Origin of the sequence: Paracoccus aestuariivivens (genome assembly GCF_009711225.1) — a bacterium.
Lineage (GTDB): Bacteria > Pseudomonadota > Alphaproteobacteria > Rhodobacterales > Rhodobacteraceae > Paracoccus > Paracoccus aestuariivivens.
Window position 1 is genome coordinate 42,936 of the sequence record NZ_WMIE01000003.1, and the last position, 23,935, is coordinate 66,870.

Consider the following 23,935-nt stretch of genomic DNA (forward strand, 5'->3'; position numbering starts at 1 on the left):
CGGCGGGCAATCGGGCTATTCCCACTCGATCTGGGAAAAGGCGGTCGAGGCGTTGTGCGCTGTGGTCGCGTCGAAATCGGCCCAACCTTCGGAAAAGGGCTTCATCATCGACACGATGGCGGGGATCGCACGGGACAGCGGCATATTTCCTGAAACCGCTTTTCGGGTCGTGTCGCGCAACGCCTCGAGATATTGCCATTCGGGCGCGACCGCTTCTTCCCAAGTCGCGGCAACCGGTCCGTGACCGGGCACAACCAGCGCGATGTCGGGCATCGGAGGCCCCGCCGCGATCCAGTCGAGCCAGCCTTTCAGCGATCCCTCCAGCGAAGGGGTTAGCCCGCGAAACACCAGATCTCCGGTGAATAGCGTAGCCGAATCGCTGTCATGGATCAGCAGGTCGTTATCGGTATGGGCTTTGGGGACAGGTGTCACCATCAACTCGGTCGAACCCAGCGAGATGGTCATCGGCGCGTCGATTTTCTGGTCGATCGACGCGATATGGGTGCCAAGAAACGCTTGCGCGCCGATCTGCCTCGGGATCGACATCATCCAGTCATCGACGCGTCGGGCGACGCCCTCGGGCAGGCGGGCGCTTGCGACGATGGTCGCGCCAGCCTCGGAAAAGACTTCGGCCCCCATGATGTGGTCGGGATGCATATGGGTCAGTATCAGATGGCTGACCGGTTTGTCGGTCACCTCGCGGATCGCGGCATAAAGCGCCTCGGCTTCGGCGCGGCTGCTACCTGCATCGATCACCGCGACCGTATCGCCGACGATGAATGCCGTATTCGCGATACGTCCCTGGTTTCGATGGGAAAGCTGTTCGACCGCACCCTGATGGAAATAGACCTCGTCAGCGATCTCGGTGACGGTCAACGCGGGCAGTTCGGAAGTCGCGACGCAGCGCGCCTCGCCTCCCTTCAGATCGGGGTGACGCGCCAGCCAATCGCGGGCGATCGGTTCGGCCTTGCGCTGGCAATCCTGCTGGTCCGGGGCATCGGCGGCGGGCAACAGGCGCTCGGCGCAGATGGCGGGATCGTTTGCCAGACAGGCTGCAAGCAGCAAATGAAACACCACCGGCTCCTTTCGTTGCGCGTGGCAGGCGACGGTAACATGGCACGCGGATCTGCGCCATCTAAGACCTTTGGCTGGTTGACTGAAATCGTCATCGGCCTAGCATCTGCAGCGGGTTCGCGAGTGCGGATCGATGAGGAGGAGGAACTCATGGCTTGGACCAAACCTGCGCTGAAGGAAATCTCCTGCGGCATGGAAATCAACATGTATGCCCCGGCTGAAGACGAGCCGGTTCTGTTCTGATCTGAAAAGGGCGTAATACCGGCCGGTTCCGTCCGCGTCGGAACCGGTCGCGCCAGAAACCGTGCAAATGCGTATCGTGATTCTCGGCACCGGCGCCGGTGGAGGGCTGCCGCAGTGGAACTGTGGCTGTCCGAACTGCGAAGCCGCGCGCGAGGGACGGATTCCCTCGATGAGCCAGAGCGGGATCGCTATCTCCGCGGATGGAATCAACTGGGCGCTGGTGAACGCCTCGCCCGATCTAAGAAGCCAGCTGGCCGCCAATCCGGCGCTCAGACCGGCAGGATTACGAGGCTCGCCCATCCGGTCGGTGCTTGTGACCAATGGGGATATAGATCATGTCGCGGGGCTATTAACCCTGCGCGAGGGACAGTCATTCAATCTATTCGCGACACCTGCCATCCATGATGTGCTGGCTGCCAATCCGATGTTGGCTGTGTTGCGCCCCGAACTGGTCATGCGGCGTGAAATCGCGCTGGATCAGCCTTTTGGACTGGTCGAAGGAATATCGGCTACGCTGTTTGCCGTGCCGGGCAAGGTTCCGCTTTATCTGGAAGGCGAGACCGTCGAAACCGGACAAATGGGTGAGCAGACCGTGGGCGTCGAACTGACGTCGGACAGAAGCAGGGTCTATTACATTCCCGGCTGCGCGACGGTTCCCGATTGGCTGAAATCGCGCATCGCGGGGGCGGATGCGTTGCTGCTGGACGGCACGCTCTGGACCGATGACGAGATGATCCGCGCCGGACTGGGCATCAAGACCGGACGGCGCATGGGACATGTGCCGGTCTCGGGGGCGGATGGCAGCATGACCGCGCTGGCTGAGGTGCCGATGCAACGCCGTATTTACGTGCACCTGAACAATTCGAACCCGCTGGTCGACCCCTATAGCCCCGAACGCGCCAGCGTCGAGGCTGCGGGATGGCAGATCGGGCATGACGGCATGGAGATCACGCCATGAAGCTTACCGATCGTGGCCCCCAGTCACGCGCCGAGTTCCACGAGCGTCTTAAGCATATCGGGGCCGAGCGTTACCATGATCGCCATCCGTTCCATAAGCGGCTGCACGCTGGGCAATGCACCCCTGACGAGGTGCGGGCATGGGTCATCAATCGTTGGCAGTACCAATCCCGCATCCCGATGAAAGACGCGGCCTTCATGTCACGCATAGATGATCCGCATCTGCGTCGCATCTGGCGCAGTCGCATCGAGGATCATGACGGTGGCGTTACCGAGGGCGGAGGCATCCGGCGCTGGCTGGCTTTGGCAGGCGCGGTCGGGCTTGATCCGAATTACGTCGCAAGCGGGGCGGGGGTGATGCCTGCGACGCGCTTTGCCGTCGATGCCTATGTCCGCTTCGTGCGCGACATGCCCTTGCTTGATGCCGTCGCCGCCAGCCTGACCGAGATGTTCGCCCCCAAAATCCACGCCGAGCGGATCGAGGGGCTGCTGAAGCATTACGACTTTGCCGATGAAATCAGCCTGTCCTATTTCCGCAACCGCCTGTCCGAGGCTCCGAAAGACGTCGAGTTCGGGCTGAACTATGTTCTGGATCATGCCGATACGCGGGAAAAACAGGATGCGGCCGCTGCGGCGCTGACGTTCAAGACGGACGTTCTATGGGCGCAGCTTGACGCGCTTTGGCATGGTTATGTCGAGGGCCGGATACCGCCGGGTGCCTGGCATCCCGGCGAGGGCCTTGCCGTACACGATCCCAAAATGGCCGAGGTGTCATGACGGGTCCGCATCTCAGCAACGCTTGCATTCCTTATCTGCCGCGCGGGGTCCGGCTGCATGACGACCGCGTGCGCGGTATCCGCGTCCTTCTGGCCCCCGAGCGAGCGATGCAGCTTGATGCCGTTGGTGACGCGATCCTGTCCGAGCTTGATGGCCGCCGCAGCCTTGCCGATGTGATCCTGACCCTGTGCGAGCGTTACTCTGCCCCCGTCGAACAGATCGAGGGTGACGTGCATGAATTCATCGCGGGCCTGATCGACCGCCGGATGGTCTTTCTGAGCCAGTCCGAGGTGGCGTTTCCATGACCGAGCAGTTGCAGCCTCATGATATTCGCGGCAATCCGGTGCGGGTTGGCTTGCCGATGGCTATGCTGGCGGAACTGACGCATCGTTGCCCGCTGGCCTGTCCCTATTGTTCCAACCCTCTCGAATTGGCGCGGGTCTCGTCCGAACTGACCGCCGGGGAATGGGCCGGAATCTTTCGTCAGGCGGCGGATCTGGGCGTGTTGCAGGTGCATCTGTCGGGGGGCGAACCGGCGTCGCGCCGTGATCTGGCCGAAATCGCGGCTGCGGCGCATGAGGCGGGGCTTTACGTCAACCTGATCACCTCGGGCATCGGTCTGACCGAGGCACGGTTGCGCGAACTGGATGGGTTGGTCGATCACATCCAGCTTTCGCTGCAAGGCATCGACGCCGAGATGGCCGACTGGATCAGCGGCTATGGCGGCAGTTTCGCGCGCAAGATGCAGGTCGCGGAGTGGATCGGAGCGATCGGCTTCCCGTTGACGCTGAACGCCGTGGTGCATCGCCAGAACCTTGACCGTCTGCCCGAGATGATCGATCTGGCCGAGCGGCTGGGCTGTCGCAGGATAGAGGTCGCGACCGTGCAGTTCCACGGCTGGGCCGATCTGAACCGCCGTCCCCTGATGCCGACGCTCGAACAGGCGAAACGTGCCCGCGCCGTGGTGAACGAGGCCCGCCAGCGGCTGCGCGGACGGATGGTCATCGACTATGTGCCCGCCGACCATCACGCGGCTTTTCCGAAAAGCTGCATGGGGGGATGGGGCTCGACAGGTCTGAATATCGCTCCGGACGGGATCGTGCTGCCCTGCCACGCCGCCCAGACGATCAAGGGCCTTGAATTCGAGAACATCCGCGACACGACACTGGCGCGGATCTGGCGCGATGGTGCGGCCTTCAATGCCTTCCGCGGCACGGCTTGGCTGCCCGAGCCCTGCGCCTCGTGCGAGCGCCGCGAGGTCGATTTCGGCGGCTGCCGCTGTCAGGCGATGGCGATGGCGCAAGACCCGACAGCGACCGATCCTGTCTGTTCACGCTCGCCGTTCAACGCCCGACTTCGCGCCGAGGCCGAGGCGGATTCCGAAAGCGACGACGTCGCGCTGGTGTATCGTCGCATGGCTCGGGAGACACGACCATGAGACTGATGGCCCTGTTGGCCCTGATTTGCTTGCCGCATCTGGCATGGGCCGCCGATATCGAAAACCCGCTGGAGCCCTCGCCGATCTGGGATGATCTGAAACTCAGCATCATCGGGACCGAGGCCGAGCCCCCCATCGATCCCTTGGCCCTGTTGCTTGACGCGCCGAAACGCGCCGACAATCCGGCGCTGGTTCCGGTCCGGATCACGCAACCGGCCGGTGCGCCTGCCGTCACCGCGCTATCCTTGGTGGTCGACGGCAATCCCGCGCCAGTCGCGGCCGAGTTCACCTTTGGCGCGGCCATGACGCCTCTGGACTTCGAAGTGCGGGTCCGGGTGAACACCTATTCCAACCTGCGCGCCATTGCGACGCTGGCGGATGGAAGCAAGGTCATGGCGGGGCGTTACGTCAAGGCCTCGGGCGGTTGCGCTGCGCCTGCGGGCAAAAGCATGGACGAGGTTCGCGCGACCATGGGCGAAATGCGCTTCCGCCAATCCGAGGAAGACGGGCGGCACATCGGCACCTTGATGATCCGGCATCCGAACTTCTCGGGCCTGCAGCGTGATCAGGTGTCGCTGCTGACGATCCCCGCCGAGTTCATCCAGACGCTCGCGGTCCGGCAGGACGGGACCGAGTTGTTCACCATGAACGCGGGCATCTCGATTTCTGAAGATCCCGTGTTCCGCTTTGCCTATACGCCGGACAAGGGACCGATCACGGTCCATGCCGAGGATACCGAAGGCAAGGTCTGGGATCAGTCGTTCTGAAGCACCGCAGGATTTCCCTGAAGCCGTAGGGTTCGCGCCTTCAGCGCGGCGGCCTCGTCAGGATCATGGGTCACCAGAACCAATCCGGCGCCGGTGCGGGTCAGCAGCGCGTCGGTCAAGGCCAGCATCCGCTCGCGGGTCTCGGGGTCGAGCGAGGCAAAGGGTTCGTCCGCCAGCAGAATGTCGGGTCCAGCGGCAAAGGCCCGCGCGAGGGCAAGCCGCCTTTGCTGGCCCAGTGAAAGCTGGCGGGGGAATTTGTTCTCGTGTCCTGCCAGCCCGACTTGACCCAGCCAATCCAGCGCGGTCAGGCGGTCGCAGCCGGTCGGCAAGGTGATGTTGGCCAAAGCATCGCGCCAAGGCAGCAAGACGGGTTCCTGAAAGACCAGCGCCAAACGGTCACCCGCATCCAGCCGCCCGCGGAATTTGGGGTCCAGACCCGCTAGAATCCGCAGAAGCGTCGATTTTCCGATACCCGACGGGCCAAGGATGGCGAGCCTTTCGCCTTTGGCGACCGAAAGCGAGATCCGGCCCAGCACCTCGCGGGGGCCGAACTGCTTGCCCTCAAGCTCAAGCTGCATCCTGCCTCCAGCGGTTTGCGCGTCTTTCCCACGGGCGCAGGACGAACAGGTCGATTGCCAGCATTACGCCGACGAAGGCCAGTGCCCATGCAAGGACGCCCGTCACATCGAAGCTCGAGAACAGCAGATGGATCTTGAAACCGACCCCGTTCGAGCGGCCAAGAAATTCGACAACCAGCACGATCTTCCAGATCAGAGAAATCCCCGCCCGTGCCGAGGCAGCGATCTGCGGTGCAAGCTGCGGCAGTACGACATGGCGCAAACGGCTGATTGTGGACATGCGAAACGCGCGAGCCATTTCATCCAGATCGGGGCGCAAGGCGCGGGCTCCTTCGCGGATCATCACCGCAACGACGGGGATCTTGTTCAGCGCGACGGCAAAGATCGCGGCAGTCTCGTTCAGGCCGATCCAGATATAGCACAGCACGATGACGACCAGCGCGGGGACATTCAGAAAGATGATGAGGCCGGGATTCAACCAGTCATCCACGGTCCGGCTGCGCCCCATCAGAAGCCCGATGGCCAGCCCGACCGCCATGGCCAAGGCAAAGCTTGCGCCGACCCGCATCAGGGTCATTCCGGCATTGAACCACAACTCTCCGGTCGCCATGAGGTGGCCGATGCGGTCCAGTACCTGCCACGGCGCGGGCAGGGTTTGTGGCCGCTCGGTCAATTGCGATGCCACGGTCCAGACGGCCAGCATCGCAAGCACCGACAGGACGCCCGGCTGCACGGCCGAGCGCGGCTTTCCGCTATCGGTCAAAGGGCTACTCCGGTGACCAGAACAGACCTTCGGGCAGGGTCTTGATCCCGCCTGTCAGTTCCTCTCCGCCCAGTTCGGCCATGGCGGCGAACATTTTTTGCGCGTTCCCGACATTGACCGGAGCAGGCTTGGGAATGCCGGCGCGCCAACCCGCCTTGAGGGCCTCGAACTCGGCATCGTCCTTGGCATCCATGCGCGGGCGAAGCGCCGTCCATGCCGCGTCGTCCCTGAGAAGCAGTTCCTTGGCCGCGCGCGAAGCCTTTGCCAGCCCCTGCGCCAGCGCGGGATTGGCGGCGATCCAGCTGTCGCGCAACACATAGCCCAGCAAAGGGGTCGCAGGGTCCAGCCCCAACTCGCGCGCGGCCGTTTCGACCGAGATGACTTCGCGCATGCCGCGTGCCTTCATCTTGGCCTGAAAATGCCAGAAATTGATCGCTGCATCGACCTCGCCGGTCTCGGCGGCGTTCATGATCATCGGCGGCGCGCCAAAGACCTGCTCGGTCACTTCCGCGATATCCTGTCCCATCTTCTCGCGCGACCAGGCGCGCAGGATCAGCCAGCTTTTATCAACCGGACCACCTGCGATGCCGATCTTTTTACCTTTCAGGTCGGTAAGGGTTTTTACCGGACTGTCGTTCTTAACCATCAACCCGCCGACCGCCGTCGAATAGGGCAGGAAGGTGAAATCGCTGCCGCGTGCGCGCTGTTGTGCGACCCATAGCCAGTCCGAGACGATGGTCTCGACCTCGCCGCCCTGCATCGCGACCTGCGTCGCGGGATTGCCCGCCAGAATCATCGGAACAAGCGAGAATCCGTTCGCTTGGTCAAGGCCTTGTCCGATGATGGTCTGGATCTCCCAGTTGACGGTGCCGTTTTCCAGCGTGCCGATGCGGATCGCGGGGCCAGTTGCGGCTGCGCGCGCGGGCAGTGTCGGCGCCGCCAGCATTGCCGCGCCGCCTAGCAGCGTAAGTCTGCGAGTAATCGGCATTGTTCTGTTCTCCCCCCGAAAATTGCGCCCAACCTGACATGCGACGCAGGTCCAACCAATCCACCCGAAGTCGTAGAAGATTTTCTCCAACCGCGCCATAAGCCTTGCGCCAATCGAACAGCGTCCTAAGATGCCAATAACTGCCGCAGCGTCACATAAGCCCGGCAACCATCTCGTCTTTTGGGAGGAGGACGGTGGACTCAGCTACATCGAACGCGCAGGACCGCAATGTTGCACGCCATCTTCCGGTGGACCGTGTGCGCGAGATCCTGATTGTCGAAGACCATCCGCTGATGTGCGACGCGCTCGCATTGACGCTCAAGATCAGCTTCGGGCTGAAAAACGTCAGGACGGCACGCAGCCTTGCCGCCGCGCAAGAACAGATCCGCGATCAGGGCGCGCCGGATGCGGTGATCCTTGACGTGAACCTGCCTGACGCGCGCGGGGCCGAGGGGCTGGTCATGCTTCGGCGGCAGATTCCCGACGTGCCGATCACCATGATCTCGGCCGATCTGGACAATGCCATGATCGCAGCCGCCATGGCCGCAGGGGCGCAGGGCTATATCTCGAAATCGCTTGCCCGCGAGGCGCTGGTCGCCAGCCTGCGCCGGATGTGGGAAGGCGAAAGGGTTACCCCTGACAGCTATGTCCCCGAGGATGCTGGCGATGAGGATGCCGCGAAAGCCGAACTGGCGCGGCGTTTTTCCAGCCTCACGCCGCAGCAGATGAAAATCCTGCGGCTGATCTGTCAAGGCAAGGCCAACAAGGAAATCAGCTACGAGCTGTCCATCGCCGAAGCCACGGTCAAGACCCACATCACCGCGATCATGTCCAAGATCAACGCCCGTCGCCGCACTCAGGCGGTGCTGTTGGCCAATAGCGTCAGGTTGTTTGAACCCGCATGAACCGCGTCTTGCCCGAGCATTGGCCGGGTTTCGCGCCACATGCTCGCCGAAAGCCCGTAAAGGCGGCTCCCGCGCCGCCTGTCGCGATCTCGGTCGCGATCGATGCGCCGGATCTGGTGGAATGCGTGCTTGCCGCGATGCAGCCGCTGGAACCGGCGCTTGTTCTGCTGTTTGGCGATCCGGCAGCGGGGTTGGGTCAGGTCGGCGCGGAACTGAACGGCGCGCTTGGTGAAAAGTGTCGGGTCATCGGCTGTTCCTCGGCGGGCGAGATCGGGCCTGACGGTTACTGTACCGACAGCGTGATCGCCCTGGGATTTCCGGCCAGCAGTTTTCGCGTCGGCACGTGTCTGCTGCGCGATCAGGCGCATGTGCCGGTGTCGGACTGGATGGGAACGCTGCGCCGGTTCCATGCCGACTTTCGTCCGATCCCGTCGCGATCCTGCTTCGGGGTGCTGCTGGCCGATGCCCAAGCCCGACAAGAGGACGTTCTTGTCGCCACGCTGGATGCCGCCATTCCGGGTCTGCCGGTCGTCGGGGGGTCGGCGGCGCAGGGCATGTGCTTCGATCCCAGCTGCCAGATGATCGACGGCCAATCCCATGCGGGAGCGGCGATCTTTCTGCTGGTCGAAACGGATTTTTCGGTGGCCGAAGTGTCTTTCGCGCATTTCCGCCCGTCCGAGCACCGCGCCGTAGTGACGGCAGCCGATTCGCAAAACCGCATCATCTGGGAACTGAACGCCGAGCCCGCAGCCGAGGAATATGCCCGATTGACGGGATTGGAACTGGCGAAGCTGACGACCACCGATTTCGCCCGCCATCCCTTGCTGCAACGCACCGGTCGGCGGCACCATGTCCGCGCGATCCGTGCGGTGACGCCGGATGGTGGCTTGCAACTGCTATGCGGGATCGAGGCGGGAAATATCCTGACCCTTGGCCATGCGGTGGACATGACGCGCGGCTATGCCGAGGCGATGGACGCGCTGCCGCGCCCGCCGGTCATGGTGCTGGGTTTCGACTGCATCTTGCGGCGCCTCGCGCTCGAGCGGGCGGGCATGGCCGGACAGATGTCGGAACTGTTCGCCCGTTACCATGTCGCGGGCTTCAACACTTACGGCGAGCAGCATAGTGGTATGCATGTGAACCAGACCTTTGTCGGCATCGCGATGATGCTGCCCGAAATAGGCTGAACCATGTTCCTGCGGATCGACGATACCGAGGCCCGACGGGTCGAAAAGCTGACCCGGATCTCGGATGTGCTGGTCGAGCGGATCGACCGGCTGGAAGAAACCCGTGGCTCGGCGTGGTCGATGTTTCAGGCTGCTGTCGCGCTTGAGCAGGAAGTGCAGGCCCGCACCCGCGATCTGGAAAAGGCACTGGCTGATCTGTCCGAGCGCAACCGCGAATTGGCCGTCGCGCGTGCCTTCGCCGAAGAGGCGAACCGCTCGAAGACGCGTTTCCTGCGCGCGGCCAGCCACGATCTGCTGCAACCGTTATCGGCGGCCAAGCTGTTCCTCTCGGCCTTACAGGATACGCAGCTGGACGAGTTCCAGTCCGAGCTGTCGCAGCGGCTTGGCGGAGCCTTCGAGTCGGTCGAGGAACTGATGCATGCGGTTCTGGACATCTCGCGCCTGGATAGCCAGCGGATCGAGTTCCAGAAGAAGCCCGTCGATCTGGGCGAGATGTTCCAGCGGCTTGGTGCAGAATATGCTCCGGTGGCCGAGGCCAAGGGCCTTCGGCTGAAGCTGGCTCCGACCTCGGCTGTGGTGGAAAGCGATCCGACATTCCTGCGCCGGATCGCGCAGAACCTGATCTCGAATGCAATCAAGTATACCGATCATGGCGGAGTTCTGGTTGGCGCGCGCAAACGCGGCGAATCCGTCTGGCTCGAGATATTCGATACCGGCATCGGCATCGCAGCGCATGATCGCGCCCGCATTTTTGACGAATTCCACCGCATCAGTCGCGATGGTGGCGCGCCGGGGATGGGGCTTGGCCTGTCCATCGTGCGTCGCGCCTGTGCCAAGCTGGGTCACCCGATCGCGATGGACAGCGAACCGGGGCGGGGGACCGTGTTCCGCGTCAGCCTGCCGCTGATCGCTCCCGCAAGCCAACCGCGCCCCACGGCCATGCCCTTGTCCGGCCCATGCCTGCGCGGAAGGGTGGCGCTAGTCATTGAAAATGATGCGGCGATGCGCCGTGCCCTGCAACTGGTTTTGCAGGATCGCCTTGGTATGGTTGCCCGCGTCACCGGCGGTACCGCCGAGGCTTTGGCCGAAATGGGCGACGATCCGCCCGATGTGGTGATCGCGGATTACAATCTGGATAATGGCGATACCGGATTGCGGGCGATCCGTGCGCTTCATCAGGCGGCAGGACAGTCGATCCCGGCCATCATCATCACGGCCCGTCGCGATCCCGAAATCGGACGCGCGGGCTTGGAAATGGGCGCGCTGGTGCTGGAAAAGCCGCTGCGTCCCGATGATCTGCAGGCGACGCTGCAGCGTATGCTTGCCTAAGACAAAAGCATCAGAGCCGAAGGGGCGGACTTTCGTGCCGATTGGCACGGGGGCAGGTTCGGCTTCAGGGAAGGGAACACCACCATGAAGATTTTTTGCAGCTTCGTTCTGATCGGAGCGCTTTACGCCATTCCGGCGCTGGCCGGCGATGCCGGCGACATGGTTTTCACCGAGCGCGGCCCTTGGGACATGTCGAAAGGTCCGGTCAGTTGGGAAATATCGCAGACCGGACCGGAGCTTGAGAGCTTCAAGCCACTGGGCAAGGGAACACTCACCATGGATCAGGTGACCGATCCCTCGGACGGAAAACCTGTTCTGCAACTGGCCGAAAGCACCGACCGGATCAAGCGCAAGATCGGGCCGTTTCCGATCAGCGGCGGCGACCCGTCTTTGACCTTCTTTCTGGAAACCGTTGCGCGCGACATGGCCGCGATGACCGGAGGCAGCCCGTTCTATATCCGCAACCGTCTCAAGGACGCGCTGTTTCGCGGCGGCGAGGTCTCGCGCGAAGGCGATCTGACCATCGCCAGTTTCGAGCCGTTCAAGGACGACAAGAACACCCAGCGCATGTACGGATTCGAAACGCTGGTCCTGCGCTTTGCCCTGAGCGACCCCAAGCAGCCGATCGAAAGAATGACCGCGCAGACCGGCCCCTTGGCCGGAGACAGGCCCGCCTATGTCAACGAAATGGTTCTGAAATGATCTGGCGGTCAACGGCGGCGGTCGTGCTGGGGATATGGGCTGCATCGGCCAACGCGCAGGCGGTAAACGACTATCCGACCAATGCCCGCGCGGACTATGTCTTTGTCTGCATGGCGACGAATGGCCAGACGCGGGACATGCTGGACAAATGTTCCTGCGCAATCGACCATATTTCCGAAATCTTGCCCTATGACGACTATGTACGGGCCGAAACCGTGCTGCGGATGCGGCAGACCTCGGGGGAACGCAGTGCGATGTTCCGGCAGGGCCAGCAGGTCAATGACATGGTCGCCGAGTTCCGGCGCGCTCAGGCCGAGGCCGAGATCCTCTGCTTCTGAACTGGACAATCCCGCCTCATCGCGTTTCCTTGGCGCCAACCTGAACAGGAGGAAAACGGATGGATCTGGGGATCAAAGGCAAGCGTGCGCTGGTCTGCGCCGCGTCCAAGGGGTTGGGCCGCGGTTGCGCCGAAGCTTTGGCCGAGGCGGGTGTCGATCTGGTCATCAACGCCCGCGGGGCCGAGGCGCTGAATAAGACCGCCGAAGAAATCGTCGCGAAATACGGGGTGAATGTCACTCCGGTCGCTGCCGATATCACGACAGACGCGGGCCGTGACGCGGTGCTGAAGGCGCTGGGTGGTCAGGCCGATATTCTGGTCAACAACGCGGGCGGCCCCCCGCCCGGGAAGTGGACCGACTGGAGCCGCGACGACTTCATCAAGGCGATTGACGCCAATATGCTAACCGCCGTCGCGCTGATGCAGGCGCTGGTTCCTGGCATGATGGAGCGCGGCTGGGGTCGGGTCGTCAACATCACCTCGCAATCGGTGCGTACGCCGATCGCAATTTTGGGCTTGTCAAACACGGCGCGCGCTGGGCTGACCGGCTTTGTCGCGGGCATGTCGCGTCAGGTCGCACCAAACGGGGTTATCGTGAACAACCTGTTGCCCGGTATCCACGCGACCGACCGTGCCGAAAGTCTCGATTCCGGTGTCGCGAAAGCCGAAGGCATCTCGATCGAGGACGCCCGCAAGCGCCGCGAGCAGACCATCCCGACGCATAGCTACGGTACCGCCGAGGACTTCGGCGCGACCTGCGCTTTCCTGTGCAGCCAGCACGCACGTTTCATTGTCGGCCAGAACATCCTGCTGGATGGCGGGGCGTCGAACATCTCGATGTAATCGCTGCGGGGCGGTAGGTTGGCTCTTGCCAGAATTCTGCCGCCCCGCTACGACAAAAGTCGGAAATCGGGAGACACTGGCGGATGTCAGGGCCGAAGGAGCAACCGCCCCGGTAAACTCTCAGGCAAAGCGAACCGTTTTCCGACGAAGACTCTGGAGAGTGGCGGCTTGTCCGCCCGCCGAAGGGATAACGATCTCAGGCGCCCCCCGCGGGGTAAAGACAGAGGGGGCATCGAAACGGGCAGGATTGGTCTGTCCGCAAGATGAGGGATGCCCATGGCCGAGTTGCGCCGCACGAAGCTTTTCGATCTCCACCTCTCGCGTGGAGGAAAGATGGTCCCCTTTGCCGGCTGGGAGATGCCGGTCCAATATCCGATGGGCGTGCTGGGAGAGCATCTGCACACCCGCGCCAAGGCCGGGCTGTTCGACGTGAGCCATATGGGTCAGGTGATCCTGCGCGGGCCGAACGTGGCCGAAGCACTGGAGTCGCTGGTCCCCGCCGATATCGTTGGGCTGGGGCAGGGCCGTCAGCGCTACGGTCTGTTCACCAACGGGACCGGCGGCATCCTTGACGATCTGATGATCGCGAATAAGGGCGATCATCTGTTCTTGGTCGTGAACGCCGCCTGCGTCGATCAGGACATTGCCCATCTGCGGAAGCTTGAGTCGCTTGGCATCTCGGTCGAGCCGATTGCGGGCCGCGCGCTGCTGGCGCTGCAAGGCCCCGAGGCCGAGGGCGTGCTGTCGGGCCTGATCCCCGGCGTCGAGGCGATGAAATTCATGGATGTCGCCGAATTCGACTGGCAGGGCGCGACGCTCTGGATCAGCCGCTCGGGCTATACAGGCGAAGACGGGTTCGAAATCTCGGTCCCCGAGGCGCAGGCTGTGGCCTTGGCCGAGGCGCTGCTGGGTGACGAGGCCGTCGCCCCGATTGGTCTGGGTGCCCGCGACAGCCTGCGGCTGGAAGCCGGAATGCCGCTTTACGGCCATGACATGGACATTGAGACCAGCCCCGCCGCCGCAGCGCTTGGCTGGTCGATCCCGAAAGCCCGCCGTCTGGGCGGCGCACGTGAGGGCGGCTTCCCCGGTGCCGATGCGATTCTGGCGGAACTGGCAGCGGGTGCTGCCAAGACCCGCCGTGGGCTGCGCCCCGAGGGCCGCGCCCCGATCCGCGAGGGCGTCGAGATTTTCGCGGGCCCCGAGGGCGGCGAAGCCATTGGCAAGGTCTGCTCGGGTGGTTTCGGCCCCTCGGTCGGTGGGCCGATCGCCATGGCGATCCTGCCTGCGGAACTTGCCGAGGGCGAAACCGTTTACGCCGAATTGCGCGGCAAGCGTCTGCCCGTCGTGCTGACCGCACTCCCCTTCCACAAACCGAGCTACAAGCGCTGAGAGGCCAGGCATGCTGAAATACACCGAAGACCACGAATGGCTGAAACAGGATGGCGACGAGATCATCGTCGGCATCACAGCCTATGCGACCGAGCAGCTGGGCGACGTCGTCTTCATCGAGCTGCCGGAAGTCGGCCGTGAAGTCGAAGCCGGCGAAGAGATCGTCGTGATCGAGTCGGTCAAGGCCGCCTCGGACATCGTGGCCCCGGTCGCGGGCACCATCACTGCCGTGAATGAGGCGCTGCCCGACACCCCCGGCGCGGTGAACGAGGACGCGCTTGGCACTTGGTTCTTCCGCATCAAACCGGCCTCGGTCGATCTGGACGGTTTCATGGACGAAGCCGCCTATAACGAGATGATCGGCTGATCCTTTCCTTCCGGGCCGCTTGGTCCGGACCTGCCGGGGGCGGTTCCGCCGCCCCTGCGCGCGAACACAATCTTTCACGAGTGAAGCCGCCCCTGCGGCATCAAGCGATCTGACTGGAAGGCGCACATGGCCCCCTGGACCCCGACCACCTATAATCCCGACGATTTCGCCAATCGCCGCCATATCGGCCCCTCTCCGGCCGAAATGGAGGCCATGCTGAAGGTCATCGGCGCGGACACGCTCGACACCCTGATCGAGCAGACCGTGCCCGCGAATATCCGGCAAGCCAAGGCTCTGAACTGGCCGGCGCTGTCCGAGGCCGCACTTCTGCAGCGCATGCGCGAAGTCGCAAGCCGCAACCGCGTCATGACCAGCCTGATCGGGCAGGGCTATTACGGCACCGTCACGCCGCCTGCGATCCAGCGCAATATTCTGGAAAACCCGGCATGGTACACGGCCTATACGCCTTACCAGCCCGAGATCGCGCAGGGCCGTCTTGAGGCTTTGCTGAACTACCAGACCATGGTGTCGGACCTGACCGGTCTGCCCGTCGCCAATGCCTCGCTGCTGGATGAGGCCACCGCCGCCGCCGAGGCCATGGCCATGGCGCAGCGCAGCGCCAAGTCGAAAGCCAAGGCCTTCTTTGTCAGCGAAGACCTGCATCCCCAGACCATCTCGGTCATCGAGACCCGCGCCGAGCCGCTGGGCATCGAGATCATCCGCGGTACAGAATGCGATCCTGCAACCGTCTTTGGCGCGATCTTCCAATATCCGGGCACTTTCGGCCATGTCCGCGACCTGACCGCGGAATGCGCCGCCCTGCATGCCGCGGGCGGCATCGCTATCGTCGCGACCGATCTGCTGGCGCTATGCGTGCTGAAAGAGCCGGGCGCGATGGGTGCTGATATCGCCGTCGGCTCGGCCCAGCGTTTCGGCGTTCCGATGGGTTACGGTGGTCCGCATGCCGGATTCATGGCCTGCCGCGATGAGTTGAAACGCTCGATGCCGGGCCGGATTGTCGGTGTGTCCATCGACGCCAAGGGCAACAAGGCTTACCGCCTGTCGCTGCAAACCCGCGAGCAGCATATCCGTCGCGAGAAGGCCACCTCCAACGTCTGCACCGCGCAGGCACTGCTGGCGGTCATGGCAAGCTTCTATGCCGTGTTTCATGGTCCCGTGGGCCTGCGCGCCATTGCGCAGCGGGTGCATCTGAACGCCGTAACGCTGGCCAATGCGCTGCGTGCTGCCGGTGCCGAGGTTGAGCCGGAAGCCTTCTTCGACACGATCACCGTGCGCGTCGGCGTCGGCCAGCAGGGCATCATGGCCGCTGCCCGTCATCGTGGCATCAACCTGCGCAAGGTCGGCCGTGACCGCGTCGGCATCGCCGTCGATGAGACTACGGATGCCAGCGTCATCGCGCGGGTGCTGGATGCCTTTGGTCTGGCCGCTCCGGCTGAAGCCGCGACTGCGCCTGCGATCCCCGAGGCGCTGATCCGCGAAAGCGATTACCTGACCCATCCGGTCTTCCACATGAACCGCGCCGAATCCGAGATGATGCGCTATATGCGGCGCCTTTCGGACCGCGATCTGGCGCTGGACCGCGCGATGATCCCGTTGGGGTCGTGCACGATGAAGCTGAACGCTGCTGCCGAGATGATGCCGATCACTTGGCCGGAATTCGGCGCGCTGCACCCCTTCGCGCCGGAAGATCAGGCTGCTGGCTATCACGAGGTCTTCGCCGACCTGACCGAGAAGCTGTGCGAGATCACCGGCTATGACGCCTTCTCGCTGCAGCCGAACTCGGGCGCGCAGGGCGAATATGCGGGTCTTCTGACCATCGCGGGCTATCATAAGTCGCGCGGCGAAGATCGCGATATCTGCCTGATCCCGGTCTCGGCCCATGGCACGAACCCGGCGACCGCGCAAATGTGCGGGATGAAGGTTGTGGTCGTGAAATCGGCCCCTAACGGCGATATCGACCTTGAGGATTTCGCGGATAAAGCGGCCAAGGCGGGCGATAAGCTGGCGGCGGTGATGATCACCTATCCCAGCACGCATGGCGTATTCGAGGACACCGTGCGCGAGGTCTGCGACATCACCCATCAGCATGGCGGTCAGGTCTATATTGACGGCGCGAATATGAACGCGTTGGTCGGTCTGGTGAAGCCGGGCGAGATCGGTGGCGATGTCAGCCACCTGAACCTGCACAAGACCTTTGCCATCCCGCATGGCGGCGGCGGTCCGGGCATGGGCCCGATCGGGGTGAAGTCGCATCTCGCGCCCTTCCTGCCCTCGGACCCGCGCACGGGCGATACCGGCGCGGTGTCGGCGGCGCCTTGGGGTTCGGCCTCGATCCTGCTGATCAGCTGGGCGTATTGCCTGATGATGGGCGGCGAGGGGCTAACTCAGGCTACCCGCGTCGCGATCCTGAACGCGAACTACATCGCGAGCCGTCTGGCCGGGGCCTATCCGGTCCTGTTCATGGGCAATCGCGGTCGCGTGGCGCATGAATGCATCCTCGACACCCGGCCCTTCCAGGCCCATGGCGTGACCGTGGACGACATCGCCAAACGTCTGGTCGATAACGGCTTCCACGCGCCCACGATGAGCTGGCCCGTCGCAGGCACGCTGATGGTCGAGCCGACCGAGTCGGAAACCAAAGCCGAGATCGACCGCCTGATCACCGCCTTCCTCGCCATCCGCGCCGAGATCACCGACGTGGCCGAGGGTCGCATCAGCGCCGAGGCCTCGCCTCTGCGCCATGCGCCACACACGGTCGAGGATCTGGTCGCCGATTGGGACCGCGAATATTCGCGCGAACAGGGCTGCTTCCCGCCGGGCGCGTTCCGTGTGGACAAATACTGGCCTCCGGTCGGTCGCGTCGACAACGCTTACGGCGACCGCAACCTCGTCTGCACCTGCCCGCCGGTCGAGGAATACGCCGAAGCCGCTGAGTAAGCGCGCCTATTGAAATCGGGCATCGCGGGAACATCTTTGGGGCAAAGCCCCGGAGATCCGCGATGCCCGCCGTGAAACTGACCTGCCTGTCCTGCGGACAGGTGAACCGCCTGCCCACCGAGCGGCTGGCAGATACCCCGAAATGCGGCATCTGCGGTGCGGCGCTGCTATCTGCCAAGCCCCAGCCCGTCGATTTCGAGACCCTCCAGAAAGCCGCTCGCAGCGACGAATTGCCGCTGCTCGTCGATTTCTGGGCCCCGTGGTGCGGTCCCTGCCGCGCAATGGCCCCCGAATTCGAGAAAGCCGCCCAGCAGTTGCGGGGCAGGGTGCGGCTGGTCAAGATCGACACCCAGACCCACCCGAAAGCCAGCCAACGCTGGAATATCCGCGGAATTCCGGCCCTGATCATGTTCCGTGCGGGCAAGGAGATCGGACGCGAGGCAGGCGCTCGTCCGGCGGCAGATATTGTCAGGTTTGCCGAAACAAGTTCCCGGACCCGAGCGACTTGACATCGCCCGCGGGGCAGTCCTACAAACCCTGCCAGTGGGGCCGTAGCTCAGTTGGTAGAGCGCATCGTTCGCAATGATGAGGCCAGGGGTTCGATTCCCCTCGGCTCCACCAATCATCCGTTTCCCAAGTTATTTGTCAGGGCGCGACGTGGAGTCGCTCGCCGATCAGACCCCGCAGCGATCAAGAAAACCGGTAAGAACCTCGGCCAACCGGTCGGCCCATAGTTGCTGACCGGTCTCGTTCTCGATCAGGTCGTTGCAGATCTCGATCAACAGGTTCGGCCGACCATGTGCCAGCGCGTGGCGGTCGATGGAATCGCCGTCAAGATGGCCTGAATAGGGCTCGTTATCGCCGGTAATCCATTCCCTTGCGCGGGATTCCCGCACCAATGCCGGTCCCAGTCGCTCGTCGCGGTGCGAGTAAAGCACGCCGATCGCCCAAGGTCGGCGGGCGCGGCCACGCAACTGGCGGGTGAAGCTGTGGATGGCGCAGATGGCGCGATGCGGATGGCTGTCGGCCAAATCGGCATAGGCCGTGTGATAGGGGCGGTAGAGCAGGTTCAGCCGCCGTTCGCGCTCGGCCGCGTCCATGTGCCGGTTGGCGGGAATGACGGTGCCGTCATAGATGCGCATCAGCAGGGTCGGATCGTCCTCGCCCCGGTTCGGGTCGATCACGAGCCGCGAGAAATTCGACAGGATTGCAGGGGCATCCAGCCGCTCGGCCAAAGCCCGCGTCAGGGCCGCCGCGCCGACATCATAGGCGATATGGCGGGCCATGTCCTCGGGGGCGATGCCAAGGTTGCCGCCGTCGATCCAGTCCGGAACCCGGTTCGAGGCGTGGTCGCACGTCAAAAGCCAACGCGACGGCCGCGTCGGCCCGATGGTGGTAAAAGCTGCTGCCGTCATGATTCCTTGGCCTTGCATGCGACAATGTTTAGTGCAACCCCTGACCCTCGGCCAGTTGCCGTGGGCGCGCGGTTGAGGCTATACATCGCTTGCTAGCGCAAACACCGACGGGAGAAACGGATGAGACGGCATCGCAAGGTCAAGATCGTGGCAACTCTGGGACCGTCGTCCAGCGATTTCGCCACCATCCGCTCGTTGTTCGAGGCAGGGGCCGACGTGTTCCGCCTGAACATGAGCCATGGCACCCATCAAGAACAGAAGGCGCGATACGACATTATCCGCCGGGTCGAATCCGAATCCGGCCGTCCCATCGCAATTCTGGCCGACCTTCAGGGGCCGAAACTGCGCGTGGGAACCTTTGCCGAAGGTCCGCATGATTTGCAGGACGGGCAGGCTTTCCGCTTTGACCTTGATGACGCGCCCGGCACGACCGAGCGCGTACAACTGCCCCATCCCGAGATTTTCGCGGCCCTGCAGCCGGGCGCGGAACTGCTGGTCAATGACGGGAAGATCCGCCTCAGGGTTGAAAGCTGTGGCCCCGATTTTGCCGATTGCACGGTGACGGCGGGCGGGCCGATTTCGAACCGCAAGGGCGTGAACGTTCCTGACGTCGTGCTGCCCTTGGCAGCGCTGTCGGACAAGGATCGTGATGATCTGGAATTCGCCTGCGAGCTGGGTGTGGATTGGCTGGCCTTGTCCTTTGTCCAGCGCGCCGAAGACGTGATCGAAGCGCGCAAGCTTGCCAAAGGTCGTGCCGCGATTCTTTCCAAGATCGAGAAACCCGCCGCAGTCCGCGCCTTCCCCGAGATCCTTAAGGTTTCGGACGGGATCATGGTGGCACGAGGCGATCTGGGGGTCGAACTGCCGGTGCATTCGGTGCCGCCGATCCAGAAACGTCTGGTGCGCCAGTGCCGCGCGGCGGCGAAACCGGTGATCGTCGCCACCCAGATGCTGGAATCGATGATCGAAAGCCCGATGCCGACCCGCGCCGAGGTATCGGATGTGGCGACCGCCATCTATGAAGGTACCGATGCGATCATGCTGTCGGCCGAAAGCGCCGCCGGAGCCTATCCGATCGAAGCGGTTGCCACGATGGATAACGTTGCCCGCTCGGTCGAGACCGACCCGACCTATCGCGAAATCATCGAAAGCTCGCGCGTGGCCAAGCGCCAGACCGTCGCCGATGCCATCGTCGCCGCCGCCCGGGAAATCGCGGAAACCACGGATATTTCGGCGATCTGCGCCTATACGCAGTCCGGAACCACGGGCAGCCTGATCGCGCGCGAACGTCCGCGTGTTCCGATCATCGCGATGTCCTCGGAAACCGGTACCCTGCGCCGGTTGTGCCTGACCTGGGGAACGCATTGCGTTTTGACCCCGTCGCTGGAACGGTTCAAGCAGGCGGTCGTCAACGCAGCCAAGGCGGCACGGGACTTCGGTTTCGCGGATGAATCCCAGCAGATCGTGGTGATGGCCGGCGTACCCTTCAATCAGTCGGGTACGACCAACATCCTGCGTATCGCGCCCTGCGACGAACGCTTGATCTATCGCACAGATCCGGAATAAGCCACTGATCCAACAGGATCTATGAAGCGAAAGGCTTTCCTATGATCGATATCTTGTTGTTGGCAGGCACCGCTTTGTGCGTTCTGTCGGTGCTGCTGGCGATTCTGGCGCTGATTGCAACGCGCGCTCCGCGCGGGGCTGCGATCACGCTGGTGCTTGGGCTTGCGCTGGTCTTCGCCAGCAATCTGCTTGATGATCGCCCGTTGGGTCTGAACAGCCTTGCGCAATCATGGAGCCGTCTGGTCAATGGCGAAAGTCTTGGCACGGCCGCGCCGGTCCCTGCCGAGGCTCCGGCGGCTGCCGAAACCCCGGCTCCGGTCGAAGCGGCGCCCGCTGCCGCGCCAACGCCCGAGCCCGCTGCTCCGGCTGCGACTCCGGTCGAGCCTGCTCCGGCAAGCGAAGCGCCTGCATCTGCGGCTCCGGCTGCGAACTAATAACGCCGGTAAGGCTTGCTTTTTTTTCGTCGCGCCCGTATAGGCGCCCTTCCACCCGCGCGGCCGGCCAATATGGCATTGCCGAGTCGCGCGTTCACTCTGACCGCAAGGAGAGTAAAATGCCGAAGATGAAGACCAAAGCGGCCGCTAAAAAGCGGTTCTCGTTCACGGCCTCGGGTAAAGTCAAAGCTGGCCCGGCCGGCAAGCGCCACGGCATGATCAAACGCTCGACGAAGTTCATCCGCGATGTCACCGGGACCATGGTCCTGTGCGATGCGGACGCGAAAATCGTCAAGAAATACATGCCCTACAACCGCTAAGGAGAACCGGAAATGGCACGAGTCAAATCGGGTAAAGTTACCCACGCCCGCCACAAGAAGGTTCTTGACGCGGCAAAAGGTTATTACGGCAACCGTTCGCGGAACTTCCGTACCGCGACCCAGGCTGTCGACAAAGCCAACCAGTACGCGACCCGCGACCGCAAGAATCGCAAGCGTAACTTCCGCGCGCTGTGGATCCAGCGTATCAACGCCGGTGTCCGTGCGCTTGATGCCGAGATGACCTATTCGCGCTTCATCGCTGCTCTGGCGAAAGCCGGCATCGAAGTGGACCGCAAGGTTCTGGCCGATCTGGCTGTGCATGAGCCCGAGGCATTCGCTGCCATCGTCGCTCAGGCCAAAGCTGCTGCCTGATTTCAGGCGAAAGCCCGATATGGTGAAACCCGCACGCAAGTGCGGGTTTTTTCGTTTCGGGATCAGAGCAGGGGCTGCCTAACGGCGGGCCTCGGTCAATAACCGGATCGCCAATCCCGCAAGTACCGTCCCCATCAGCCAGCGTTGAACCACCAGCCAGATCGGGCGTCCGGCCAGAAACGAGGCGATGCCTCCGGCGGCGATGGCGATGAGCGCGTTGACCGTGACGCTGATCGCGATCTGGACCGACCCCAGAATCAAGGATTGGGTCAATACGTTGCTCTGCTCGGGCGAGACGAATTGCGGCAGAAGCGACAGGTACAGGATCGCGATCTTGGGATTGAGCAGGTTCGTCAGAAAACCCATGGCGAACAGCTTTCGTGGGCTGTCCTTGGGCAGGTTGCGGACCTGAAACGGCGAGCGCCCGCCCGGTCTGACCGATTGCCACGCCAGATACAGCAGATAGGCCGCGCCTGCGGCTCTGAGCGCATCATAGGCATAGGGCACAGCCATGACGATGGCCGTGATCCCGAAGGCCGCGCAAAGCATGTAGAAAACGAAACCCAGCGCGACGCCTGCCAGCGAGATCAGCCCCGCGACCGGCCCTTGCGAGATCGAGCGCGAGATCAGGTAGATCATGTTCGGTCCGGGTGTCAGCACCATCCCCATCGCGATGGCGGCAAAGGCGAACAGGCTTGCGGGATCGGGCATCGGGCTGTCCTTGGTCAAACGGCAAAGCCATCGTCATTGCGTCCGAATTTCTGTCAATAGGCTTGATCCGGAACCGGTAAGGCAGCCGGATGTTTGCCTTTCATGGATGAGTTCAGCGCATCAGCCTATCCTGCCCGCGTTGCCCTTGGCCGCAAGCCGCTTGGGGTGATCGGATCGGCCATGACGGCAAGGCGGAATGTCCTGGAACTGATCCCCGAAATCGCGACGCGCCAACCGATGGTCTCGGGGAAAACGGGCAAGCGCTGGCACATGGTCATGGACCCTGCGGCGCTGCGGATCGTGCTGAAGGACAAGGTCGACGATTACCCTAAATCTCTGGTGACGCGGCTGATCCTGGAGCCTGCGATCGGTCAGTCGCTATTCGTCGCCGAGGGGGCGCATTGGCGCTGGCAGCGGCGCGCCGCGGCTCCGGCCTTTGCGCAACGGAATGTCGAGGCGCTGGCTCCGGTGATGACTGCTGCGGCCGAGGCCAGCGTCCGTCGTCTTGCCGCGGCGACCGGTCCGGTCGATCTGTTTGCCGAAACGGTAGCCGCGACCTTCGAGGTGATCTCGGATGTGACCTTCTCGGGCGACGAGGGTTTTGACCGGCAGGCCGTGCATCAGGCAATCGAGGCCTATATCTCGGGCACGGCGCGGCTGTCCGTGATGGATATACTGGGTCTGCCGGGATGGATTCCCCGTCCGGGAAGGCTGACTGCGGGGCGCGATCTGCGGCGGATGAAACGGGTCGCGGATGACGCAATCGGGGCGCGGGCGCGTTCGGGACCGCGCGAGGTGCCCGATCTGCTGGACCTGCTGCGGGCGGGGAGCGATCCGGAAACGCATCGCGTCATGTCCGCAGCCGAATTGCGGGACAATCTGCTGACATTCATTGTCGCGGGGCACGAGACCACGGCATTGACCTTGGCTTGGGCGCTTTATCTGCTGGCCTTCGATCCCGAGGTGCAGAACCGCGCGGCCATCGAGGCCCGCACGGTTCTGGGCGCACGCGCCGCCACCGCGGCGGACGTCCCGCACCTGATCTATGTCCGCCAGATCGTCGAGGAAACGCTGCGGCTTTATCCCCCTGCCGCCTTCCTGTCGCGGACATCGCGGATCTACGACAGTTTGGGCGGTCGCGAGGTCCATCCCGGCGACACCATCATGCTGCCGGTCTATGCGCTACACCGCCATCATCTGCTGTGGGACGATCCCGACCGCTTCGATCCCGACCGTTTCGCCCCCGGGATCGTCCGTGACCGCTATGCCTTTCTGCCATTTGGTGCCGGTCCGAGGATCTGCATCGGTGCCAGCTTCTCGTTGCAAGAGGCCGTCATCATCCTTGCCACATTGCTGGCCCGTTTGCGCTTCGACCTGACCGCCCGTCACCCCGAGCCGCGCATGATCCTGACACTCCGGCCACATGGCGGGGTCTGGCTTGCAGTCAAAACGCGCTAATCCTTGCGCCAGTCACGGCCGCGTTACACAATCTCGACATGCAACAGGAGTAGGCCA

General features: G+C 63.3%; 27 protein-coding genes, 1 tRNA gene and 1 riboswitch. Of the genes, 22 read left to right on the forward strand and 6 right to left on the reverse strand.

Features of this window, described 5'->3' with window-relative positions:
- Window positions 1-15 precede the first annotated feature (15 nt).
- Entirely contained in the window at window positions 16-1,074 is a 1,059-nt protein-coding gene (locus tag GL286_RS07690; RefSeq protein ID WP_170295099.1) for a quinoprotein relay system zinc metallohydrolase 2, read from the reverse strand.
- Between the two features lie 39 nt (window positions 1,075-1,113).
- Here GL286_RS07690 and pqqA point away from each other — a divergent pair, with 39 nt between their 5' ends.
- From pqqA to GL286_RS07720, 6 genes are all read left to right on the forward strand, one after another.
- Window positions 1,114-1,317 (forward strand): pyrroloquinoline quinone precursor peptide PqqA, encoded by a 204-nt coding sequence (gene pqqA / locus GL286_RS22910; RefSeq protein ID WP_425496092.1) that lies wholly within the window; start codon window positions 1,114-1,116, stop codon window positions 1,315-1,317.
- Between the two features lie 67 nt (window positions 1,318-1,384).
- Entirely contained in the window at window positions 1,385-2,275 is an 891-nt protein-coding gene (gene pqqB / locus GL286_RS07700) for a pyrroloquinoline quinone biosynthesis protein PqqB (RefSeq protein WP_155094988.1), read from the forward strand.
- Window positions 2,272-3,051 carry a pyrroloquinoline-quinone synthase PqqC gene (gene pqqC / locus GL286_RS07705; RefSeq protein ID WP_155094989.1) on the forward strand — a complete coding sequence of 260 codons (780 nt, stop codon included), beginning with the start codon at window positions 2,272-2,274 and terminating at the stop codon, window positions 3,049-3,051. The genes pqqB and pqqC overlap by 4 nt, the downstream gene beginning before the upstream one ends.
- Complete coding sequence (pqqD, locus tag GL286_RS07710; RefSeq protein WP_155094990.1) at window positions 3,048-3,356, forward strand: pyrroloquinoline quinone biosynthesis peptide chaperone PqqD; 309 nt, start codon at window positions 3,048-3,050, stop codon at window positions 3,354-3,356. Before pqqC ends, pqqD begins: the two co-directional genes overlap by 4 nt.
- On the forward strand, window positions 3,353-4,489 hold the full coding sequence (pqqE, locus tag GL286_RS07715; protein WP_155094991.1) for a pyrroloquinoline quinone biosynthesis protein PqqE: 1,137 nt from the start codon (window positions 3,353-3,355) through the stop codon (window positions 4,487-4,489). Before pqqD ends, pqqE begins: the two co-directional genes overlap by 4 nt.
- Window positions 4,486-5,256, forward strand: coding sequence for a quinoprotein dehydrogenase-associated SoxYZ-like carrier (locus GL286_RS07720; RefSeq protein WP_155094992.1), 771 nt, complete (start codon window positions 4,486-4,488; stop codon window positions 5,254-5,256). Before pqqE ends, GL286_RS07720 begins: the two co-directional genes overlap by 4 nt.
- Here the strand turns inward: GL286_RS07720 and GL286_RS07725 are convergent.
- The 3 genes from GL286_RS07725 to GL286_RS07735 all read right to left on the reverse strand — a co-directional run bounded on the left by GL286_RS07725 (window position 5,244) and on the right by GL286_RS07735 (window position 7,585).
- Entirely contained in the window at window positions 5,244-5,834 is a 591-nt protein-coding gene (locus tag GL286_RS07725; protein ID WP_155094993.1) for an ATP-binding cassette domain-containing protein, read from the reverse strand. The genes GL286_RS07720 and GL286_RS07725 overlap by 13 nt on opposite strands.
- Window positions 5,824-6,537: an ABC transporter permease gene (locus tag GL286_RS07730; RefSeq protein WP_155095196.1), complete on the reverse strand. Its 714-nt coding sequence runs from the start codon at window positions 6,535-6,537 to the stop codon at window positions 5,824-5,826. Before GL286_RS07730 ends, GL286_RS07725 begins: the two co-directional genes overlap by 11 nt.
- Before the next feature lie 64 nt (window positions 6,538-6,601).
- On the reverse strand, window positions 6,602-7,585 hold the full coding sequence (locus GL286_RS07735; protein WP_155094994.1) for an ABC transporter substrate-binding protein: 984 nt from the start codon (window positions 7,583-7,585) through the stop codon (window positions 6,602-6,604).
- 194 nt (window positions 7,586-7,779) lie between these two features.
- On the opposite strand from GL286_RS07735, the gene GL286_RS07740 reads away from it, so the two are divergent.
- From GL286_RS07740 to GL286_RS07790, 11 genes are all read left to right on the forward strand, one after another.
- The gene (locus GL286_RS07740) at window positions 7,780-8,490 is read left to right on the forward strand and encodes a response regulator transcription factor (protein WP_170295100.1); all 711 of its coding nucleotides are present in this window, start codon (window positions 7,780-7,782) and stop codon (window positions 8,488-8,490) included.
- Window positions 8,487-9,677 carry an FIST N-terminal domain-containing protein gene (locus tag GL286_RS07745; protein WP_155094995.1) on the forward strand — a complete coding sequence of 397 codons (1,191 nt, stop codon included), beginning with the start codon at window positions 8,487-8,489 and terminating at the stop codon, window positions 9,675-9,677. The genes GL286_RS07740 and GL286_RS07745 overlap by 4 nt, the downstream gene beginning before the upstream one ends.
- A 3-nt stretch (window positions 9,678-9,680) precedes the next feature.
- Window positions 9,681-11,006: an ATP-binding response regulator gene (locus GL286_RS07750; RefSeq protein ID WP_155094996.1), complete on the forward strand. Its 1,326-nt coding sequence runs from the start codon at window positions 9,681-9,683 to the stop codon at window positions 11,004-11,006.
- A gap of 84 nt (window positions 11,007-11,090) precedes the next feature.
- Window positions 11,091-11,708, forward strand: a complete 618-nt coding sequence (locus GL286_RS07755) for a hypothetical protein (protein ID WP_155094997.1) — start codon at window positions 11,091-11,093, stop codon at window positions 11,706-11,708.
- Entirely contained in the window at window positions 11,705-12,046 is a 342-nt protein-coding gene (locus GL286_RS07760; RefSeq protein WP_155094998.1) for a hypothetical protein, read from the forward strand. Before GL286_RS07755 ends, GL286_RS07760 begins: the two co-directional genes overlap by 4 nt.
- Before the next feature lie 59 nt (window positions 12,047-12,105).
- The gene (locus GL286_RS07765; protein WP_155094999.1) at window positions 12,106-12,888 is read left to right on the forward strand and encodes an SDR family oxidoreductase; all 783 of its coding nucleotides are present in this window, start codon (window positions 12,106-12,108) and stop codon (window positions 12,886-12,888) included.
- Between the two features lie 57 nt (window positions 12,889-12,945).
- A riboswitch (glycine riboswitch) is annotated at window positions 12,946-13,035 on the forward strand.
- 129 nt (window positions 13,036-13,164) lie between these two features.
- Window positions 13,165-14,277: a glycine cleavage system aminomethyltransferase GcvT gene (gcvT, locus tag GL286_RS07770; RefSeq protein ID WP_155095000.1), complete on the forward strand. Its 1,113-nt coding sequence runs from the start codon at window positions 13,165-13,167 to the stop codon at window positions 14,275-14,277.
- 10 nt (window positions 14,278-14,287) lie between these two features.
- On the forward strand, window positions 14,288-14,644 hold the full coding sequence (gene gcvH, locus GL286_RS07775) for a glycine cleavage system protein GcvH (protein ID WP_155095001.1): 357 nt from the start codon (window positions 14,288-14,290) through the stop codon (window positions 14,642-14,644).
- Between the two features lie 126 nt (window positions 14,645-14,770).
- Window positions 14,771-17,602, forward strand: coding sequence for an aminomethyl-transferring glycine dehydrogenase (gene gcvP, locus GL286_RS07780; protein WP_155095002.1), 2,832 nt, complete (start codon window positions 14,771-14,773; stop codon window positions 17,600-17,602).
- A 62-nt stretch (window positions 17,603-17,664) separates the two neighbouring features.
- Entirely contained in the window at window positions 17,665-18,111 is a 447-nt protein-coding gene (gene trxC / locus GL286_RS07785) for a thioredoxin TrxC (protein WP_155095003.1), read from the forward strand.
- Between the two features lie 36 nt (window positions 18,112-18,147).
- Window positions 18,148-18,223: transfer RNA gene (locus GL286_RS07790), tRNA-Ala, on the forward strand.
- A gap of 53 nt (window positions 18,224-18,276) precedes the next feature.
- Here the strand turns inward: GL286_RS07790 and GL286_RS07795 are convergent.
- On the reverse strand, window positions 18,277-19,017 hold the full coding sequence (locus tag GL286_RS07795; protein WP_155095004.1) for an N-formylglutamate amidohydrolase: 741 nt from the start codon (window positions 19,015-19,017) through the stop codon (window positions 18,277-18,279).
- Window positions 19,018-19,137: 120 nt separating this feature from the next.
- On the opposite strand from GL286_RS07795, the gene pyk reads away from it, so the two are divergent.
- From pyk to rplT, 4 genes are all read left to right on the forward strand, one after another.
- Window positions 19,138-20,583: a pyruvate kinase gene (gene pyk / locus GL286_RS07800; RefSeq protein WP_155095005.1), complete on the forward strand. Its 1,446-nt coding sequence runs from the start codon at window positions 19,138-19,140 to the stop codon at window positions 20,581-20,583.
- 41 nt (window positions 20,584-20,624) lie between these two features.
- A complete protein-coding gene (locus GL286_RS22295; protein ID WP_211596236.1) occupies window positions 20,625-21,017 on the forward strand; it encodes a hypothetical protein in 393 nt (130 codons plus the stop codon).
- A gap of 119 nt (window positions 21,018-21,136) precedes the next feature.
- Window positions 21,137-21,337 (forward strand): 50S ribosomal protein L35, encoded by a 201-nt coding sequence (gene rpmI, locus GL286_RS07810; protein WP_145397818.1) that lies wholly within the window; start codon window positions 21,137-21,139, stop codon window positions 21,335-21,337.
- A 12-nt stretch (window positions 21,338-21,349) separates the two neighbouring features.
- Window positions 21,350-21,709: a 50S ribosomal protein L20 gene (gene rplT, locus GL286_RS07815; RefSeq protein WP_155095006.1), complete on the forward strand. Its 360-nt coding sequence runs from the start codon at window positions 21,350-21,352 to the stop codon at window positions 21,707-21,709.
- A 78-nt stretch (window positions 21,710-21,787) separates the two neighbouring features.
- On the opposite strand, the gene GL286_RS07820 is transcribed toward rplT, so the two are convergent.
- Entirely contained in the window at window positions 21,788-22,420 is a 633-nt protein-coding gene (locus tag GL286_RS07820; protein ID WP_155095007.1) for a LysE family translocator, read from the reverse strand.
- A 102-nt stretch (window positions 22,421-22,522) separates the two neighbouring features.
- Between GL286_RS07820 and GL286_RS07825 the strand changes: the two genes are divergently transcribed.
- Window positions 22,523-23,878: a cytochrome P450 gene (locus tag GL286_RS07825; RefSeq protein WP_155095008.1), complete on the forward strand. Its 1,356-nt coding sequence runs from the start codon at window positions 22,523-22,525 to the stop codon at window positions 23,876-23,878.
- The last annotated feature ends 57 nt before the right edge of the window (window positions 23,879-23,935 follow it).

Bases quoted from the DNA above. Each gene is read 5' to 3' on its own strand.
- pqqA (WP_425496092.1), top strand. From the start codon at position 1,114: ATGGCACGCGGATCTGCGCCATCTAAGACCTTTGGCTGGTTGACTGAA.
- pqqB (WP_155094988.1), top strand. From the start codon at position 1,385: ATGCGTATCGTGATTCTCGGCACCGGCGCCGGTGGAGGGCTGCCGCAG.
- pqqC (WP_155094989.1), top strand. From the start codon at position 2,272: ATGAAGCTTACCGATCGTGGCCCCCAGTCACGCGCCGAGTTCCACGAG.
- pqqD (WP_155094990.1), top strand. From the start codon at position 3,048: ATGACGGGTCCGCATCTCAGCAACGCTTGCATTCCTTATCTGCCGCGC.
- pqqE (WP_155094991.1), top strand. From the start codon at position 3,353: ATGACCGAGCAGTTGCAGCCTCATGATATTCGCGGCAATCCGGTGCGG.
- GL286_RS07720 (WP_155094992.1), top strand. From the start codon at position 4,486: ATGAGACTGATGGCCCTGTTGGCCCTGATTTGCTTGCCGCATCTGGCA.
- GL286_RS07725 (WP_155094993.1), bottom strand. From the start codon at position 5,834: ATGCAGCTTGAGCTTGAGGGCAAGCAGTTCGGCCCCCGCGAGGTGCTG.
- GL286_RS07730 (WP_155095196.1), bottom strand. From the start codon at position 6,537: ATGCTGGCCGTCTGGACCGTGGCATCGCAATTGACCGAGCGGCCACAA.
- GL286_RS07735 (WP_155094994.1), bottom strand. From the start codon at position 7,585: ATGCCGATTACTCGCAGACTTACGCTGCTAGGCGGCGCGGCAATGCTG.
- GL286_RS07745 (WP_155094995.1), top strand. From the start codon at position 8,487: ATGAACCGCGTCTTGCCCGAGCATTGGCCGGGTTTCGCGCCACATGCT.
- GL286_RS07750 (WP_155094996.1), top strand. From the start codon at position 9,681: ATGTTCCTGCGGATCGACGATACCGAGGCCCGACGGGTCGAAAAGCTG.
- GL286_RS07755 (WP_155094997.1), top strand. From the start codon at position 11,091: ATGAAGATTTTTTGCAGCTTCGTTCTGATCGGAGCGCTTTACGCCATT.
- GL286_RS07760 (WP_155094998.1), top strand. From the start codon at position 11,705: ATGATCTGGCGGTCAACGGCGGCGGTCGTGCTGGGGATATGGGCTGCA.
- GL286_RS07765 (WP_155094999.1), top strand. From the start codon at position 12,106: ATGGATCTGGGGATCAAAGGCAAGCGTGCGCTGGTCTGCGCCGCGTCC.
- gcvT (WP_155095000.1), top strand. From the start codon at position 13,165: ATGGCCGAGTTGCGCCGCACGAAGCTTTTCGATCTCCACCTCTCGCGT.
- gcvH (WP_155095001.1), top strand. From the start codon at position 14,288: ATGCTGAAATACACCGAAGACCACGAATGGCTGAAACAGGATGGCGAC.
- gcvP (WP_155095002.1), top strand. From the start codon at position 14,771: ATGGCCCCCTGGACCCCGACCACCTATAATCCCGACGATTTCGCCAAT.
- trxC (WP_155095003.1), top strand. From the start codon at position 17,665: ATGCCCGCCGTGAAACTGACCTGCCTGTCCTGCGGACAGGTGAACCGC.
- GL286_RS07795 (WP_155095004.1), bottom strand. From the start codon at position 19,017: ATGACGGCAGCAGCTTTTACCACCATCGGGCCGACGCGGCCGTCGCGT.
- pyk (WP_155095005.1), top strand. From the start codon at position 19,138: ATGAGACGGCATCGCAAGGTCAAGATCGTGGCAACTCTGGGACCGTCG.
- GL286_RS22295 (WP_211596236.1), top strand. From the start codon at position 20,625: ATGATCGATATCTTGTTGTTGGCAGGCACCGCTTTGTGCGTTCTGTCG.
- rpmI (WP_145397818.1), top strand. From the start codon at position 21,137: ATGCCGAAGATGAAGACCAAAGCGGCCGCTAAAAAGCGGTTCTCGTTC.
- rplT (WP_155095006.1), top strand. From the start codon at position 21,350: ATGGCACGAGTCAAATCGGGTAAAGTTACCCACGCCCGCCACAAGAAG.
- GL286_RS07820 (WP_155095007.1), bottom strand. From the start codon at position 22,420: ATGCCCGATCCCGCAAGCCTGTTCGCCTTTGCCGCCATCGCGATGGGG.
- GL286_RS07825 (WP_155095008.1), top strand. From the start codon at position 22,523: ATGGATGAGTTCAGCGCATCAGCCTATCCTGCCCGCGTTGCCCTTGGC.